The sequence below is a fragment of the Shewanella sp. ISS20 genome (assembly GCF_056522965.1).
Map to the genome: position 1 here is coordinate 2844378 of NZ_JAWRZK010000001.1, position 18700 is coordinate 2863077.

General features: G+C 49.0%; 5 protein-coding genes, 4 tRNA genes and 7 rRNA genes. 12 read left to right on the plus strand and 4 right to left on the minus strand.

Annotated features, from left to right (window positions below):
* Positions 1–38: 38 nt before the first annotated feature.
* Complete coding sequence (locus AC1HDP_RS12905; RefSeq protein ID WP_479639073.1) at positions 39–389, minus strand: hypothetical protein; 351 nt, start codon at positions 387–389, stop codon at positions 39–41.
* Between the two features lie 90 nt (positions 390–479).
* Here AC1HDP_RS12905 and ccoG point away from each other — a divergent pair, with 90 nt between their 5' ends.
* The 11 genes from ccoG (at position 480) to AC1HDP_RS12960 (ending at position 13744) form a co-directional block, all read left to right on the plus strand.
* Positions 480–1907 carry a cytochrome c oxidase accessory protein CcoG gene (gene ccoG / locus AC1HDP_RS12910; protein ID WP_479639074.1) on the plus strand — a complete coding sequence of 476 codons (1428 nt, stop codon included), beginning with the start codon at positions 480–482 and terminating at the stop codon, positions 1905–1907.
* A gap of 522 nt (positions 1908–2429) precedes the next feature.
* Positions 2430–3976: ribosomal RNA gene (locus tag AC1HDP_RS12915) — 16S ribosomal RNA — on the plus strand.
* 300 nt (positions 3977–4276) lie between these two features.
* Positions 4277–7169 (plus strand): 23S ribosomal RNA (locus tag AC1HDP_RS12920).
* Between the two features lie 87 nt (positions 7170–7256).
* A tRNA-Val gene (locus tag AC1HDP_RS12925) sits at positions 7257–7332 on the plus strand.
* Between the two features lie 31 nt (positions 7333–7363).
* Positions 7364–7479, plus strand: a 5S ribosomal RNA gene (rrf, locus tag AC1HDP_RS12930).
* An 89-nt stretch (positions 7480–7568) separates the two neighbouring features.
* Positions 7569–7645: transfer RNA gene (locus AC1HDP_RS12935), tRNA-Asp, on the plus strand.
* 883 nt (positions 7646–8528) lie between these two features.
* Positions 8529–10075, plus strand: a 16S ribosomal RNA gene (locus AC1HDP_RS12940).
* A gap of 300 nt (positions 10076–10375) precedes the next feature.
* A 23S ribosomal RNA gene (locus AC1HDP_RS12945) occupies positions 10376–13268 on the plus strand.
* A gap of 87 nt (positions 13269–13355) precedes the next feature.
* Positions 13356–13431: transfer RNA gene (locus tag AC1HDP_RS12950), tRNA-Val, on the plus strand.
* A 31-nt stretch (positions 13432–13462) separates the two neighbouring features.
* Positions 13463–13578, plus strand: a 5S ribosomal RNA gene (rrf, locus tag AC1HDP_RS12955).
* Together the 16S, 23S and 5S rRNA genes with 4 tRNA genes alongside form the textbook arrangement of a ribosomal RNA operon.
* 89 nt (positions 13579–13667) lie before the next feature.
* Positions 13668–13744 (plus strand) — tRNA-Asp (locus AC1HDP_RS12960).
* Positions 13745–14125: 381 nt separating this feature from the next.
* Here AC1HDP_RS12960 and tnpC read toward each other — a convergent pair.
* The 3 genes from tnpC to AC1HDP_RS12975 all read right to left on the minus strand — a co-directional run bounded on the left by tnpC (position 14126) and on the right by AC1HDP_RS12975 (position 16379).
* Positions 14126–15607: an IS66 family transposase gene (gene tnpC / locus AC1HDP_RS12965; RefSeq protein ID WP_140929968.1), complete on the minus strand. Its 1482-nt coding sequence runs from the start codon at positions 15605–15607 to the stop codon at positions 14126–14128.
* Positions 15608–15687: 80 nt separating this feature from the next.
* Positions 15688–16038 carry an IS66 family insertion sequence element accessory protein TnpB gene (tnpB, locus tag AC1HDP_RS12970; protein ID WP_140929967.1) on the minus strand — a complete coding sequence of 117 codons (351 nt, stop codon included), beginning with the start codon at positions 16036–16038 and terminating at the stop codon, positions 15688–15690.
* A complete protein-coding gene (locus tag AC1HDP_RS12975) occupies positions 16035–16379 on the minus strand; it encodes an IS66 family insertion sequence element accessory protein TnpB (RefSeq protein WP_140929966.1) in 345 nt (114 codons plus the stop codon). The genes tnpB and AC1HDP_RS12975 overlap by 4 nt, the downstream gene beginning before the upstream one ends.
* A 614-nt stretch (positions 16380–16993) precedes the next feature.
* Here AC1HDP_RS12975 and AC1HDP_RS12980 point away from each other — a divergent pair.
* A 16S ribosomal RNA gene (locus tag AC1HDP_RS12980) occupies positions 16994–18540 on the plus strand.
* Positions 18541–18700: the final 160 nt, after the last annotated feature.

Consider the following 18700-nt stretch of genomic DNA (forward strand, 5'->3'; position numbering starts at 1 on the left):
GTATTAATGGTGGCGCGCTTGGTGCCACCAACGACAGGTTATAGGCGGTCGCAAATAAAGCGTACATTATCAACGCTGATAATTGGGTGCGCTACACGAGTTGATTGGCAATATTGCTCGGAAAATTGGGCGATGGATTCTGGGCTAACAATGATGGTATCAAGATGCTTCAGCTCATGACTGGATAAGCGTCCTTCAACCTGCTGTTTCAGTGATGAAAAGGCCGTATCAGCTTTGATTATCTTAGTACCGGTTAAGGATTGGATTTTGCTATGCCAACCTTGCAGCACTGATTTGCCGGCTGTGATCGGCGTATCAAGCAAAGTGGTGGTAGTAGCTGTGTAATACAAGGCCGCACCAACCGTGCCGATTATAATCCATCCCTTCATCTTTTAGCCCAACTAGGTGAATAACCATTACAATGATGGGTATAATAAAGCAGAAACTTAAAATAAACCAACGCAGTAAGGCATTGAATTATGACGTCAGGATCGGGGAATAAGGATTTTTCTAAGGCGGAACGTATCAAGATCCATCAGCCTGATGCCAGCAAAGCCGACCGGTTTAATCCAAGCAATCGCATTTATGTCCGTGCCGTTCAAGGCGTCTGGACTCAGCTTCGGCGCCGCATGGGTTGGGTTGCTATGGCATTCTTCTTATTACTGCCTTGGATACCTTGGGGAAACCGCCAAGCCGTGTGGTTTAACCTCGGCGAACAAAAGTTTCATATTTTTGGTTTAACTATTTGGCCGCAAGATCTAACCCTGCTTGCTGCCGTCTTGATGATTGCCGCGTTTGGCTTATTTTTTATCACCACCTATTTAGGGCGAGTATGGTGCGGATATACCTGCCCACAAACCGTGTGGACTTTTATTTTTATTTGGTTTGAAGAAAAAATAGAAGGAGCCCGCAACAAGCGGATCAAGCTAGATGAAATGCCATGGTCATTCAATAAAGTTTGGCGTAAGAGCGCTAAGCATTTGGCATGGATATTAGTGTCTTGGTTGACAGCCATGACTTTCGTATCGTATTTCGTCCCCACCTCAGAACTCTACAGTGACTTTTTTAGCCTTAATGCTAGTGGTGGCATCTATTTCTGGGTGATGTTCTTTACCCTGGCAACTTATGGCAACGCCGGCTGGATGCGTGAAATCATGTGTGTGCACATGTGCCCGTATGCGCGCTTCCAATCGGCTATGTTTGATAAGAATACCTATATAGTGGGTTACGATGCCGCGCGCGGCGAAACACGTGGACCAAGATCGAGAAAAGCCGATCATAAAGAGCAAGGCTTAGGTGACTGTATCGACTGTGACTTATGTGTACAGGTTTGCCCAACGGGTATCGATATTCGCAATGGTTTGCAATACGAGTGTATTAACTGCGGTGCCTGTATTGATGCTTGCGATCAAACCATGGACCGCATGGGTTACGCTAAAGGACTGATTAGTTACACCACTGAGAATAAGTTAGAAGGCAAACAAGAGCAGGTATTGCGTCCGAAGTTACTGGGCTACGGCGCCGTACTGGTGGTGATGATACTGCTACTGACTTATGCCACCGCCAGCATTGCCCCAATGCGGGTAGATGTCATCCGCGATAGAAATACTCTATATCGCACAAATCTTGACGGTATGATTGAAAATACCTACACCTTAAAAATCCTCAATAAGACAGAGCAAGCTCATATTCACCAATTTAAGGTGGAAGGTTTAGAGGATTATCAGTGGTTAGGGCCTAAAGAAGTTAAGTCCCAAGGCGGCGAAGTGTTAGTACTGCCTATTAGTATTGAGATGGATCCTATTAATCTTAAGCGGCCAATCACTAAAATCTCGATTCAAGTACTAACAGACATAGACGGTAAGCAAGTCGTAGCCGAGCAAGAGTCGCGCTTCTTTAGTCATTAAGCTGTGGTTAAACAGGTTTGAATCGTTAAACCACTCATAAAAAGGACGCGTTTGCGTCCTTTTTATCCATATAGATGGCTAACTGAGCAGTCAGTCGAGGGCGGCCCAATTAGCGCTTGCGCAATTGTGGCAGCGCCCTATAATGCGCCCCACTGACATGGAAAACGGCGCTGTAAGGCAACGATACTGAGTCAGGATGGAACTTGCGAAGCAAGTTAACCATGAGTGATTAAGGGTGTTAGGCGAAAGTTTAACCGCTTGAATCCAAGCCTGAAATAAGGGCTTGACCCACTCAGGTTTATGCGTAAAATACGCATCCCTAGCCCGTAGCGGCAACGTTCTTTAACAAGTAGAAGACAAGCAAATCTGTGTGGACATTCACAGTAGTTGATAAATCGACAACGATTTAAAACGTCTCGCAAGAGACTTCAACGAAGATGTCCGCATAACATGCAAATTCGGTGATTTATCATCGAATCGACAGAATTCATTGAGCAGGACCTTTGGGTCCGAACAAAACTTTAATTGAAGAGTTTGATCATGGCTCAGATTGAACGCTGGCGGCAGGCCTAACACATGCAAGTCGAGCGGCAGCGGGAAGTAACTTGTTACTTTGCCGGCGAGCGGCGGACGGGTGAGTAATGCCTGGGAATTTGCCCATTTGTGGGGGATAACAGTTGGAAACGACTGCTAATACCGCATACGCCCTACGGGGGAAAGCAGGGGAGCCTTCGGGTCCTTGCGCTGATGGATAAGCCCAGGTGGGATTAGCTAGTAGGTGAGGTAAAGGCTCACCTAGGCGACGATCCCTAGCTGTTCTGAGAGGATGATCAGCCACACTGGGACTGAGACACGGCCCAGACTCCTACGGGAGGCAGCAGTGGGGAATATTGCACAATGGGGGAAACCCTGATGCAGCCATGCCGCGTGTGTGAAGAAGGCCTTCGGGTTGTAAAGCACTTTCAGTAGGGAGGAAAGGTTGACGGTTAATACCCGTTAGCTGTGACGTTACCTACAGAAGAAGGACCGGCTAACTCCGTGCCAGCAGCCGCGGTAATACGGAGGGTCCGAGCGTTAATCGGAATTACTGGGCGTAAAGCGTGCGCAGGCGGTTTGTTAAGCGAGATGTGAAAGCCCCGGGCTCAACCTGGGAATTGCATTTTGAACTGGCAAACTAGAGTCTTGTAGAGGGGGGTAGAATTTCAGGTGTAGCGGTGAAATGCGTAGAGATCTGAAGGAATACCGGTGGCGAAGGCGGCCCCCTGGACAAAGACTGACGCTCATGCACGAAAGCGTGGGGAGCAAACAGGATTAGATACCCTGGTAGTCCACGCCGTAAACGATGTCTACTCGGAGTTTGGTGTCTTGAACACTGGGCTCTCAAGCTAACGCATTAAGTAGACCGCCTGGGGAGTACGGCCGCAAGGTTAAAACTCAAATGAATTGACGGGGGCCCGCACAAGCGGTGGAGCATGTGGTTTAATTCGATGCAACGCGAAGAACCTTACCTACTCTTGACATCCAGAGAATTCGCTAGAGATAGCTTAGTGCCTTCGGGAACTCTGAGACAGGTGCTGCATGGCTGTCGTCAGCTCGTGTTGTGAAATGTTGGGTTAAGTCCCGCAACGAGCGCAACCCTTATCCTTATTTGCCAGCACGTAATGGTGGGAACTCTAGGGAGACTGCCGGTGATAAACCGGAGGAAGGTGGGGACGACGTCAAGTCATCATGGCCCTTACGAGTAGGGCTACACACGTGCTACAATGGTCGGTACAGAGGGTTGCAAAGCCGCGAGGTGGAGCTAATCTCACAAAGCCGATCGTAGTCCGGATTGGAGTCTGCAACTCGACTCCATGAAGTCGGAATCGCTAGTAATCGTGGATCAGAATGCCACGGTGAATACGTTCCCGGGCCTTGTACACACCGCCCGTCACACCATGGGAGTGGGCTGCACCAGAAGTAGATAGCTTAACCCTTCGGGGAGGGCGTTTACCACGGTGTGGTTCATGACTGGGGTGAAGTCGTAACAAGGTAGCCCTAGGGGAACCTGGGGCTGGATCACCTCCTTACCTATGCGATTTAGCATTACTGTTGAGTGTTCACACAGATTGCCTTGTCTTGTTGACGAGCAAAACATTACCTTCCTTTGAAGGGGTGTCGTTCTTTAAAAATTTGGAAAGCTGATAGTAGAACTTAATGCGCGAGCATTAGGTGATACAAAATTGAGTTCTCAAAATACTTTAATCAAGTGTTTTGGATATTCTTTAACTTCAGAAATGAAGTAAATCAAGGCGTTCTTTTGCGAAAGCAAGAGACAGTAAAAACCAGCTAGTTGCAATACGCTCAAGTGAAACTCATTTGGGTTGTATGGTTAAGTGACTAAGCGTATACGGTGGATGCCTTGGCAGTCAGAGGCGATGAAGGACGTAGTAACTTGCGAAAAGCGTTGGCGAGCTAGTAACAAGCATTTGAGCTAACGATGTCCGAATGGGGAAACCCGGCCACATAAGTGGTCATCATACAGTGAATACATAGCTGTATGAGGCGAACCTGGGGAACTGAAACATCTAAGTACCCAGAGGAAAAGAAATCAACCGAGATTCCCTAAGTAGCGGCGAGCGAACGGGGATTAGCCCTTAAGTCTAGGGGGTGTTAGTGGAATGGTCTGGAAAGTCCAACGGTACAGGGTGATAGTCCCGTACATGAAAACTAACCTTAGATGAAAACGAGTAAGGCGGCACACGTGATATGTTGTCTGAACATGGGGGGACCATCCTCCAAGGCTAAATACTCCTGACTGACCGATAGTGAACCAGTACCGTGAGGGAAAGGCGAAAAGAACCCCTGTGAGGGGAGTGAAATAGAACCTGAAACCGTATACGTACAAGCAGTGGGAGCGGTTCTTGAGACCGTGACTGCGTACCTTTTGTATAATGGGTCAGCGACTTACATTTAGTAGCGAGGTTAAGCGAATAGCGGAGCCGTAGGGAAACCGAGTGTTAACTGCGCGTTTAGTTGCTAGGTGTAGACCCGAAACCCGGTGATCTAGCCATGGGCAGGTTGAAGGTTGAGTAACATCAACTGGAGGACCGAACCGACTAATGTTGAAAAATTAGCGGATGACTTGTGGCTGGGGGTGAAAGGCCAATCAAACCGGGAGATATCTGGTTCTCCTCGAAAGCTATTTAGGTAGCGCCTCGCACGAATACCATTGGGGGTAGAGCACTGTTAAGGCTAGGGGGTCATCCCGACTTACCAACCCTTTGCAAACTCCGAATACCAATGAGTACTATGCGGGAGACAGACAGCGGGTGCTAACGTCCGTTGTCAAAAGGGAAACAACCCAGACCGTCAGCTAAGGTCCCAAAGTACTAGCTAAGTGGGAAACGATGTGGGAAGGCTTAGACAGCTAGGATGTTGGCTTAGAAGCAGCCATCATTTAAAGAAAGCGTAATAGCTCACTAGTCGAGTCGGCCTGCGCGGAAGATGTAACGGGGCTAAGCTAGTCACCGAAGCTACGGGTGCATTTCATTAGAGATGCGCGGTAGAGGAGCGTTCTGTAAGCCGTTGAAGGTGAAGGGGTAACCCACGCTGGAGGTATCAGAAGTGCGAATGCTGACATGAGTAACGATAAAGGGGGTGAAAAACCCCCTCGCCGGAAGACCAAGGGTTCCTGTCCAACGTTAATCGGGGCAGGGTGAGTCGACCCCTAAGGCGAGGCCGAAAGGCGTAGTCGATGGGAAACGGGTTAATATTCCCGTACTTGTGCTAACTGCGATGGAGAGACGGAGAAGGCTAGGCTAGCGCGGCGTTGGTAGTCCGCGTTTAAGGTGGTAGGCGGTATTCTTAGGCAAATCCGGGAATACATACGCTGAGAGCTGATGACGAGGTCCTACGGGACTGAAGTAGTTGATGCCATGCTTCCAGGAAAATCTTCTAAGCTTCAGGTTAGCAGGAATCGTACCCCAAACCGACACAGGTGGTCGGGTAGAGAATACCAAGGCGCTTGAGAGAACTCGGCTGAAGGAACTAGGCAAAATGGTACCGTAACTTCGGGAGAAGGTACGCTCCTGCCGGTGATGAGACTTGCTCTCTAAGCTAGCGGGAGTCGCAGATACCAGGTGGCTGCAACTGTTTATCAAAAACACAGCACTGTGCAAAATCGCAAGATGAAGTATACGGTGTGACGCCTGCCCGGTGCCGGAAGGTTAATTGATTGGGTTATCTTCGGAGAAGCTCATGATCGAAGCCCCGGTAAACGGCGGCCGTAACTATAACGGTCCTAAGGTAGCGAAATTCCTTGTCGGGTAAGTTCCGACCTGCACGAATGGCGTAATGATGGCCACGCTGTCTCCAGCCGAGACTCAGTGAAGTTGAAATTGCGGTGAAGATGCCGTATACCCGCGGCTAGACGGAAAGACCCCGTGAACCTTTACTATAGCTTGGCACTGAACATTGAACCTACATGTGTAGGATAGGTGGGAGACTTTGAAGCATGAACGCTAGTTTGTGTGGAGTCGTCCTTGAAATACCACCCTTGTAGTTTTGATGTTCTAACCTAGGTCCCTTATCGGGATTAGGGACAGTGCCTGGTGGGTAGTTTGACTGGGGCGGTCTCCTCCCAAAGAGTAACGGAGGAGCACGAAGGTTGGCTAAGTACGGTCGGACATCGTACGGTTAGTGCAATGGCATAAGCCAGCTTAACTGCGAGACAGACACGTCGAGCAGGTACGAAAGTAGGTCATAGTGATCCGGTGGTTCTGAATGGAAGGGCCATCGCTCAACGGATAAAAGGTACTCCGGGGATAACAGGCTGATACCGCCCAAGAGTTCATATCGACGGCGGTGTTTGGCACCTCGATGTCGGCTCATCACATCCTGGGGCTGAAGTCGGTCCCAAGGGTATGGCTGTTCGCCATTTAAAGTGGTACGCGAGCTGGGTTCAGAACGTCGTGAGACAGTTCGGTCCCTATCTGCCGTGGGCGTTGGATGATTGAGGGGAGCTGCTCCTAGTACGAGAGGACCGGAGTGGACGAACCGCTGGTGTTCGGGTTGTCATGCCAATGGCATTGCCCGGTAGCTACGTTCGGAATCGATAACCGCTGAAAGCATCTAAGCGGGAAGCGAGCCCCAAGATGAGTCATCCCTAGGACTATAAGTCCTCTGAAGGGCCGTCCGAGACTAGGACGTTGATAGGCAAGGTGTGTAAGCGTTGTGAGGCGTTGAGCTAACTTGTACTAATGACCCGAGAGGCTTAACCATACAACCCAGATGGGTTTTACTGAACAAACCTGAAAGAATCGAAAAATACTTGATTGAAGATTGAGTACTCAATAGCAAAAAATCCCAGGTCGCTTAGCTCAGCTGGGAGAGCACCTCCCTTACAAGGAGGGGGTCACTGGTTCGAGCCCAGTAGCGACCACCATTTTTTGACAGCTTTCCGAATTCCAAATTTGTCTGGAGACCATAGCACTGTGGCACCACCTGATCCCATTCCGAACTCAGAAGTGAAACGCAGTCGCGCCGATGGTAGTGTGGGGTTTCCCCATGCGAGAGTAGGTCATTTCCAGGCGCCTAATTTGCTTGCAAAAGCACGTCTCCTAACGCTGACATGTTAGCGACGCTAAAAGAATTTAGTGAGAAGCGCAAGCCATCACTAAAGGAGCGGTAGTTCAGTTGGTTAGAATACCGGCCTGTCACGCCGGGGGTCGCGGGTTCGAGTCCCGTCCGCTCCGCCAACATAAAGATGAAAGCCTCAGCAGAAATGCTGAGGCTTTTTTCGTTATATGCTAAAAATAAAATGAACTGAATACAGAGTCATTTACTTATCAATAAGCGCTTTAGCGCAATTATTAGATAGAAAGCCTGATGAGCTTTTGCAAATAGACTCATTTTAAAAATCTTGGCTTCCATGTTGAGCTGTTGAACATCAACCGTTCTGCTCCATTGACTCCGGCTTATTTTTCTTACTGTGCATGCATATCCCCAATCGTGATAAAAAGCCGCCTTGCCTAACTCTATGACCCATTATTGGGTTGTAGATATCAATACTATTAAGCCTGTGGCTGATAATTATCGACTCTCCAGCACTCCGTTTCGCGCTGCTTGTGACATGCGATTTAGTTAAATCCACGTCATAAAAGCTCAGGATCGTGTCATTTTTATCCATATGGATGGCTAAGTGAGCAGTCAGTCGAGGGCGGCCCAATTAGCGCTTGCGCAATTGTGGCAGCGCCCTATAATGCGCCCCACTGACATGGAAAACGGCGCTGTAAGGCAACGATACTGGGTCAGGATGGAACTTGCGAAGCAAGTTAACCATGAGTGATTAAGGGTGTTAGGCGAAAGTTTAACCGCTTGAATCCAAGCCTGAAATAAGGGCTTGACCCACTCAGGTTTATGCGTAAAATACGCATCCCTAGCCCGTAGCGGCAACGTTCTTTAACAAGTAGAAGACAAGCAAATCTGTGTGGACATTCACAGTAGTTGATAAATCGACAACGATTTAAAACGTCTCGCAAGAGACTTCAACGAAGATGTCCGCATAACATGCAAATTCGGTGATTTATCATCGAATCGACAGAATTCATTGAGCAGGACCTTTGGGTCCGAACAAAACTTTAATTGAAGAGTTTGATCATGGCTCAGATTGAACGCTGGCGGCAGGCCTAACACATGCAAGTCGAGCGGCAGCGGGAAGTAACTTGTTACTTTGCCGGCGAGCGGCGGACGGGTGAGTAATGCCTGGGAATTTGCCCATTTGTGGGGGATAACAGTTGGAAACGACTGCTAATACCGCATACGCCCTACGGGGGAAAGCAGGGGAGCCTTCGGGTCCTTGCGCTGATGGATAAGCCCAGGTGGGATTAGCTAGTAGGTGAGGTAAAGGCTCACCTAGGCGACGATCCCTAGCTGTTCTGAGAGGATGATCAGCCACACTGGGACTGAGACACGGCCCAGACTCCTACGGGAGGCAGCAGTGGGGAATATTGCACAATGGGGGAAACCCTGATGCAGCCATGCCGCGTGTGTGAAGAAGGCCTTCGGGTTGTAAAGCACTTTCAGTAGGGAGGAAAGGTTGACGGTTAATACCCGTTAGCTGTGACGTTACCTACAGAAGAAGGACCGGCTAACTCCGTGCCAGCAGCCGCGGTAATACGGAGGGTCCGAGCGTTAATCGGAATTACTGGGCGTAAAGCGTGCGCAGGCGGTTTGTTAAGCGAGATGTGAAAGCCCCGGGCTCAACCTGGGAATTGCATTTTGAACTGGCAAACTAGAGTCTTGTAGAGGGGGGTAGAATTTCAGGTGTAGCGGTGAAATGCGTAGAGATCTGAAGGAATACCGGTGGCGAAGGCGGCCCCCTGGACAAAGACTGACGCTCATGCACGAAAGCGTGGGGAGCAAACAGGATTAGATACCCTGGTAGTCCACGCCGTAAACGATGTCTACTCGGAGTTTGGTGTCTTGAACACTGGGCTCTCAAGCTAACGCATTAAGTAGACCGCCTGGGGAGTACGGCCGCAAGGTTAAAACTCAAATGAATTGACGGGGGCCCGCACAAGCGGTGGAGCATGTGGTTTAATTCGATGCAACGCGAAGAACCTTACCTACTCTTGACATCCAGAGAATTCGCTAGAGATAGCTTAGTGCCTTCGGGAACTCTGAGACAGGTGCTGCATGGCTGTCGTCAGCTCGTGTTGTGAAATGTTGGGTTAAGTCCCGCAACGAGCGCAACCCTTATCCTTATTTGCCAGCACGTAATGGTGGGAACTCTAGGGAGACTGCCGGTGATAAACCGGAGGAAGGTGGGGACGACGTCAAGTCATCATGGCCCTTACGAGTAGGGCTACACACGTGCTACAATGGTCGGTACAGAGGGTTGCAAAGCCGCGAGGTGGAGCTAATCTCACAAAGCCGATCGTAGTCCGGATTGGAGTCTGCAACTCGACTCCATGAAGTCGGAATCGCTAGTAATCGTGGATCAGAATGCCACGGTGAATACGTTCCCGGGCCTTGTACACACCGCCCGTCACACCATGGGAGTGGGCTGCACCAGAAGTAGATAGCTTAACCCTTCGGGGAGGGCGTTTACCACGGTGTGGTTCATGACTGGGGTGAAGTCGTAACAAGGTAGCCCTAGGGGAACCTGGGGCTGGATCACCTCCTTACCTATGCGATTTAGCATTACTGTTGAGTGTTCACACAGATTGCCTTGTCTTGTTGACGAGCAAAACATTACCTTCCTTTGAAGGGGTGTCGTTCTTTAAAAATTTGGAAAGCTGATAGTAGAACTTAATGCGCGAGCATTAGGTGATACAAAATTGAGTTCTCAAAATACTTTAATCAAGTGTTTTGGATATTCTTTAACTTCAGAAATGAAGTAAATCAAGGCGTTCTTTTGCGAAAGCAAGAGACAGTAAAAACCAGCTAGTTGCAATACGCTCAAGTGAAACTCATTTGGGTTGTATGGTTAAGTGACTAAGCGTATACGGTGGATGCCTTGGCAGTCAGAGGCGATGAAGGACGTAGTAACTTGCGAAAAGCGTTGGCGAGCTAGTAACAAGCATTTGAGCTAACGATGTCCGAATGGGGAAACCCGGCCACATAAGTGGTCATCATACAGTGAATACATAGCTGTATGAGGCGAACCTGGGGAACTGAAACATCTAAGTACCCAGAGGAAAAGAAATCAACCGAGATTCCCTAAGTAGCGGCGAGCGAACGGGGATTAGCCCTTAAGTCTAGGGGGTGTTAGTGGAATGGTCTGGAAAGTCCAACGGTACAGGGTGATAGTCCCGTACATGAAAACTAACCTTAGATGAAAACGAGTAAGGCGGCACACGTGATATGTTGTCTGAACATGGGGGGACCATCCTCCAAGGCTAAATACTCCTGACTGACCGATAGTGAACCAGTACCGTGAGGGAAAGGCGAAAAGAACCCCTGTGAGGGGAGTGAAATAGAACCTGAAACCGTATACGTACAAGCAGTGGGAGCGGTTCTTGAGACCGTGACTGCGTACCTTTTGTATAATGGGTCAGCGACTTACATTTAGTAGCGAGGTTAAGCGAATAGCGGAGCCGTAGGGAAACCGAGTGTTAACTGCGCGTTTAGTTGCTAGGTGTAGACCCGAAACCCGGTGATCTAGCCATGGGCAGGTTGAAGGTTGAGTAACATCAACTGGAGGACCGAACCGACTAATGTTGAAAAATTAGCGGATGACTTGTGGCTGGGGGTGAAAGGCCAATCAAACCGGGAGATATCTGGTTCTCCTCGAAAGCTATTTAGGTAGCGCCTCGCACGAATACCATTGGGGGTAGAGCACTGTTAAGGCTAGGGGGTCATCCCGACTTACCAACCCTTTGCAAACTCCGAATACCAATGAGTACTATGCGGGAGACAGACAGCGGGTGCTAACGTCCGTTGTCAAAAGGGAAACAACCCAGACCGTCAGCTAAGGTCCCAAAGTACTAGCTAAGTGGGAAACGATGTGGGAAGGCTTAGACAGCTAGGATGTTGGCTTAGAAGCAGCCATCATTTAAAGAAAGCGTAATAGCTCACTAGTCGAGTCGGCCTGCGCGGAAGATGTAACGGGGCTAAGCTAGTCACCGAAGCTACGGGTGCATTTCATTAGAGATGCGCGGTAGAGGAGCGTTCTGTAAGCCGTTGAAGGTGAAGGGGTAACCCACGCTGGAGGTATCAGAAGTGCGAATGCTGACATGAGTAACGATAAAGGGGGTGAAAAACCCCCTCGCCGGAAGACCAAGGGTTCCTGTCCAACGTTAATCGGGGCAGGGTGAGTCGACCCCTAAGGCGAGGCCGAAAGGCGTAGTCGATGGGAAACGGGTTAATATTCCCGTACTTGTGCTAACTGCGATGGAGAGACGGAGAAGGCTAGGCTAGCGCGGCGTTGGTAGTCCGCGTTTAAGGTGGTAGGCGGTATTCTTAGGCAAATCCGGGAATACATACGCTGAGAGCTGATGACGAGGTCCTACGGGACTGAAGTAGTTGATGCCATGCTTCCAGGAAAATCTTCTAAGCTTCAGGTTAGCAGGAATCGTACCCCAAACCGACACAGGTGGTCGGGTAGAGAATACCAAGGCGCTTGAGAGAACTCGGCTGAAGGAACTAGGCAAAATGGTACCGTAACTTCGGGAGAAGGTACGCTCCTGCCGGTGATGAGACTTGCTCTCTAAGCTAGCGGGAGTCGCAGATACCAGGTGGCTGCAACTGTTTATCAAAAACACAGCACTGTGCAAAATCGCAAGATGACGTATACGGTGTGACGCCTGCCCGGTGCCGGAAGGTTAATTGATTGGGTTATCTTCGGAGAAGCTCATGATCGAAGCCCCGGTAAACGGCGGCCGTAACTATAACGGTCCTAAGGTAGCGAAATTCCTTGTCGGGTAAGTTCCGACCTGCACGAATGGCGTAATGATGGCCACGCTGTCTCCAGCCGAGACTCAGTGAAGTTGAAATTGCGGTGAAGATGCCGTATACCCGCGGCTAGACGGAAAGACCCCGTGAACCTTTACTATAGCTTGGCACTGAACATTGAACCTACATGTGTAGGATAGGTGGGAGACTTTGAAGCATGAACGCTAGTTTGTGTGGAGTCGTCCTTGAAATACCACCCTTGTAGTTTTGATGTTCTAACCTAGGTCCCTTATCGGGATTAGGGACAGTGCCTGGTGGGTAGTTTGACTGGGGCGGTCTCCTCCCAAAGAGTAACGGAGGAGCACGAAGGTTGGCTAAGTACGGTCGGACATCGTACGGTTAGTGCAATGGCATAAGCCAGCTTAACTGCGAGACAGACACGTCGAGCAGGTACGAAAGTAGGTCATAGTGATCCGGTGGTTCTGAATGGAAGGGCCATCGCTCAACGGATAAAAGGTACTCCGGGGATAACAGGCTGATACCGCCCAAGAGTTCATATCGACGGCGGTGTTTGGCACCTCGATGTCGGCTCATCACATCCTGGGGCTGAAGTCGGTCCCAAGGGTATGGCTGTTCGCCATTTAAAGTGGTACGCGAGCTGGGTTCAGAACGTCGTGAGACAGTTCGGTCCCTATCTGCCGTGGGCGTTGGATGATTGAGGGGAGCTGCTCCTAGTACGAGAGGACCGGAGTGGACGAACCGCTGGTGTTCGGGTTGTCATGCCAATGGCATTGCCCGGTAGCTACGTTCGGAATCGATAACCGCTGAAAGCATCTAAGCGGGAAGCGAGCCCCAAGATGAGTCATCCCTAGGACTATAAGTCCTCTGAAGGGCCGTCCGAGACTAGGACGTTGATAGGCAAGGTGTGTAAGCGTTGTGAGGCGTTGAGCTAACTTGTACTAATGACCCGAGAGGCTTAACCATACAACCCAGATGGGTTTTACTGAACAAACCTGAAAGAATCGAAAAATACTTGATTGAAGATTGAGTACTCAATAGCAAAAAATCCCAGGTCGCTTAGCTCAGCTGGGAGAGCACCTCCCTTACAAGGAGGGGGTCACTGGTTCGAGCCCAGTAGCGACCACCATTTTTTGACAGCTTTCCGAATTCCAAATTTGTCTGGAGACCATAGCACTGTGGCACCACCTGATCCCATTCCGAACTCAGAAGTGAAACGCAGTCGCGCCGATGGTAGTGTGGGGTTTCCCCATGCGAGAGTAGGTCATTTCCAGGCGCCTAATTTGCTTGCAAAAGCACGTCTCCTAACGCTGACATGTTAGCGACGCTAAAAGAATTTAGTGAGAAGCGCAAGCCATCACTAAAGGAGCGGTAGTTCAGTTGGTTAGAATACCGGCCTGTCACGCCGGGGGTCGCGGGTTCGAGTCCCGTCCGCTCCGCCAACATAAAGATGAAAGCCTCAGCAGAAATGCTGAGGCTTTTTTCGTTATATGCTAAAAATAAAATGAACTGAATACAGAGTCATTTACTTATCAATAAGCGCTTTAGCGCAATTATTAGATAGAAAGCCTGATGAGCTTTTGCAAATAGACTCATTTTAAAAATCTTGGCTTCCATGTTGAGCTGTTGAACATCAACCGTTCTGCTCCATTGACTCCGGCTTATTTTTCTTACTGTGCATGCATATCCCCAATCGTGATAAAAAGCCGCCTTGCCTAACTCTATGACCCATTATTGGGTTGTAGATATCAATACTGTTAAGCCTGTGGCTGATAATTATCGACTCTCCAGCACTCCGTTTGTAAGCGTCTGGGCAACTACACCTATCTTTTAAAGTTCCATGGTAACAGGCTGTCGATATCCGGTGCTGGTTGGCACAGTTCATTAAGACAAGCCATGATGTAATCAAATGGTACTAAGCCATTGACCTTTGCCGTTTCGACAATACTGTAAAGCGTGGCACTGGCATGGGCCCCATTAGCTGTCTGACTGAATAACCAATTTTTTCGGCCAATCACAAACGGTTTTACGGCTCGCTCTGCACGATTGTTATCAATACTCAATCTGCCATCATCAACATAACGAATGAGTTTGTGCCATTGATTAGCCAGGTAATTAGCTGCCTCCATCAGTTTGGTATTACCCACTAAATTGGGCTGGTTTTGCTCAAGCCATGCTTTTAGCTTGCCTAGGATAGGCAGGCTAGCCTCTTGTCTGGCAATGTACTTTTCATCAGGACTTTTATCGTTGATGCGTGACTCTACACCGTACAGTTTTTGGATAAGGCTTAATACCATATCCGCTTTGCCGGTTTTATTTTTGCCTTGCAGCTTTTTTGCCTCGATAAATTTACGACGAGCGTGTGCCCAGCATCCCACTAGGGTTGCCTGTGTTTTTTCATAAGCTTGATATCCATCTACGTGCAAATAGCCTTGATATCCATCAAGATAATTGACCACGCAGGCGGCAGCCCGACTGTTATGGAAGTCGTAAAGCACAATATTAGGGATAGGATTATTCGGGGCTGGTGAATCTCGACCTGAGCAATAGACCCACATGTAGCTGTTTACTTTATCGGATTTCACCACTTTTAATGGCGTTTCATCCGCAAACAACGTGGGCTGTTTTAACAACTCTGTTTTAAGCCGTTCAACTAATGGTGCGAAGAGGGTGGCTGATTTGTCTATCCAGCTGCTCATTGTCTGGCGACTGAGCTCAATGCCATATTGCTTAAACATCGCTTCCTGGCGATAAAGCGGTAACCCGTATTGATATTTACTGGTGATAAGCTGACTGAGTAAACTGCTTGTAGCAATGCCTTTATTGATTGGCATCGCTGGCATTGAGGCTTGTTTAATCGGCGTTTGAGTCGAGGATTTATCACAGTGGCGGCAAGCGTATTTAGGCCTAATGTGCTCAATCACTTTGATTTTGGCTGGAATAAACTCAAGCTTTTCTGATTTATCCTCGCCCATTTTATGTAACTCACCGCCACAGCAATCACAGGTCTTATCGGTGATATCATGGATAACTTGCTCGCGAGGTAAGTCTTTTGGCAGTGGCTTACGCACAGGCTTTTTGCGGGTATAGCTAATGGTTTGTTGCTCGGCCTCAATGGCTTCAACAATCTCTTCCACTTCATTGAATAACTCGCCTTGCCCAACAAAGCCTTCAGCACTTTTGCCGAATTGTTTTTGTTGAGCCAAGCGCCAGCGCTCTTCCAAGGCTGCGATGAGTGCATCCTTCTGCGCTAACAGTTTTTCAAGTTCAGCAATGCGCTGTGTAAGGGCGAGTTCATTTTTCATGACGCCTATGTTAAGGCATATCGAAAGGCTTTGTAGTGCTAATTGACCTTGTTTTGATGATCATCAATTGATCGCAAATATTAAAGTAGTTGCTTACCCGTCACATCAATTTTACTGTGGCCAATGACATCATAACCCCCTAATAACCAGTGTAATTGCTGCTCGGTTAATGTCATTGTGGGTGACATGAGTTTGGGCCATTTGAACTTATGCTTATCTAATCGCTTATACCACAGCGCAAAGCCAGTGTTATCCCAATAAAGTAATTTGAGTTTGTCACGGCCTTTATTACAAAATACAAATAGCGCACCACTGAGCACCGGTAGTTCAAGCTCGGCTTCGACTAAGGCGGCTAATCCATTAATCGATTTACGAAAATCGACAGCATCGGCACATAAATAGACGGAAGGCACATCAACAAACATCCTCATGCCATTAGCCCCTTAATGATGGTAAGGATATCCGTTGTTGCTAAATCCGCTGAAAGAGTGAGTTGGCCAGTTCGGGTATCAAACAGCACTGGGTGTTGATGAGTTTGCGTGCAGACTTCAGTGGTGGTTTGTTTTAGTTGTATAAAGCGTGATTGAGTAACGTGAGATGTTTGCTCTGACACGCTTGGCTGGTACTGTTGCTTACCCAGTAAAGCGCGCTGTTTATAATAGGTGGTAATCGAGACATTATGTTGCTGGCAAAATTCGATATTAGTGCCACTAAAAGTATTGCGTTGTAAAAGTAACTGTCGCCACTGCTGACTTGTTTTGTGAGTTGTCATCACCTGCTCCAAATTTATCAATGAGCAGATATTTTCAAATAATCAGATTAACGATGCGAGGTGTGGTTCGCTGGACGGTTACCTCCGTTTCGCGCTGCTTGTGACATGCGATTTAGTTAAATCCACGTCATAAAAGCTCAGGATCGTGTCATTTTTATCCATATGGATGGCTAAGTGAGCAGTCAGTCGAGGGCGGCCCAATTAGCGCTTGCGCAATTGTGGCAGCGCCCTATAATGCGCCCCACTGACATGGAAAACGGCGCTGTAAGGCAACGATACTGGGTCAGGATGGAACTTGCGAAGCAAGTTAACCATGAGTGATTAAGGGTGTTAGGCGAAAGTTTAACCGCTTGAATCCAAGCCTGAAATAAGGGCTTGACACACTCAGGTTTATGCGTAAAATACGCATCCCTAGCCCGTAGCGGCAACGTTCTTTAACAAGTAGAAGACAAGCAAATCTGTGTGGACATTCACAGTAGTTGATAAATCGACAACGATTTAAAACGTCTCGCAAGAGACTTCAACGAAGATGTCCGCATAACATGCAAATTCGGTGATTTATCATCGAATCGACAGAATTCATTGAGCAGGACCTTTGGGTCCGAACAAAACTTTAATTGAAGAGTTTGATCATGGCTCAGATTGAACGCTGGCGGCAGGCCTAACACATGCAAGTCGAGCGGCAGCGGGAAGTAACTTGTTACTTTGCCGGCGAGCGGCGGACGGGTGAGTAATGCCTGGGAATTTGCCCATTTGTGGGGGATAACAGTTGGAAACGACTGCTAATACCGCATACGCCCTACGGGGGAAAGCAGGGGAGCCTTCGGGTCCTTGCGCTGATGGATAAGCCCAGGTGGGATTAGCTAGTAGGTGAGGTAAAGGCTCACCTAGGCGACGATCCCTAGCTGTTCTGAGAGGATGATCAGCCACACTGGGACTGAGACACGGCCCAGACTCCTACGGGAGGCAGCAGTGGGGAATATTGCACAATGGGGGAAACCCTGATGCAGCCATGCCGCGTGTGTGAAGAAGGCCTTCGGGTTGTAAAGCACTTTCAGTAGGGAGGAAAGGTTGACGGTTAATACCCGTTAGCTGTGACGTTACCTACAGAAGAAGGACCGGCTAACTCCGTGCCAGCAGCCGCGGTAATACGGAGGGTCCGAGCGTTAATCGGAATTACTGGGCGTAAAGCGTGCGCAGGCGGTTTGTTAAGCGAGATGTGAAAGCCCCGGGCTCAACCTGGGAATTGCATTTTGAACTGGCAAACTAGAGTCTTGTAGAGGGGGGTAGAATTTCAGGTGTAGCGGTGAAATGCGTAGAGATCTGAAGGAATACCGGTGGCGAAGGCGGCCCCCTGGACAAAGACTGACGCTCATGCACGAAAGCGTGGGGAGCAAACAGGATTAGATACCCTGGTAGTCCACGCCGTAAACGATGTCTACTCGGAGTTTGGTGTCTTGAACACTGGGCTCTCAAGCTAACGCATTAAGTAGACCGCCTGGGGAGTACGGCCGCAAGGTTAAAACTCAAATGAATTGACGGGGGCCCGCACAAGCGGTGGAGCATGTGGTTTAATTCGATGCAACGCGAAGAACCTTACCTACTCTTGACATCCAGAGAATTCGCTAGAGATAGCTTAGTGCCTTCGGGAACTCTGAGACAGGTGCTGCATGGCTGTCGTCAGCTCGTGTTGTGAAATGTTGGGTTAAGTCCCGCAACGAGCGCAACCCTTATCCTTATTTGCCAGCACGTAATGGTGGGAACTCTAGGGAGACTGCCGGTGATAAACCGGAGGAAGGTGGGGACGACGTCAAGTCATCATGGCCCTTACGAGTAGGGCTACACACGTGCTACAATGGTCGGTACAGAGGGTTGCAAAGCCGCGAGGTGGAGCTAATCTCACAAAGCCGATCGTAGTCCGGATTGGAGTCTGCAACTCGACTCCATGAAGTCGGAATCGCTAGTAATCGTGGATCAGAATGCCACGGTGAATACGTTCCCGGGCCTTGTACACACCGCCCGTCACACCATGGGAGTGGGCTGCACCAGAAGTAGATAGCTTAACCCTTCGGGGAGGGCGTTTACCACGGTGTGGTTCATGACTGGGGTGAAGTCGTAACAAGGTAGCCCTAGGGGAACCTGGGGCTGGATCACCTCCTTACCTATGCGATTTAGCATTACTGTTGAGTGTTCACACAGATTGCCTTGTCTTGTTGACGAGCAAAACATTACCTTCCTTTGAAGGGGTGTCGTTCTTTAAAAATTTGGAAAGCTGATAGTAGAACTTAATGCGCGAGCATTAGGTGATACAAAATTGAGTT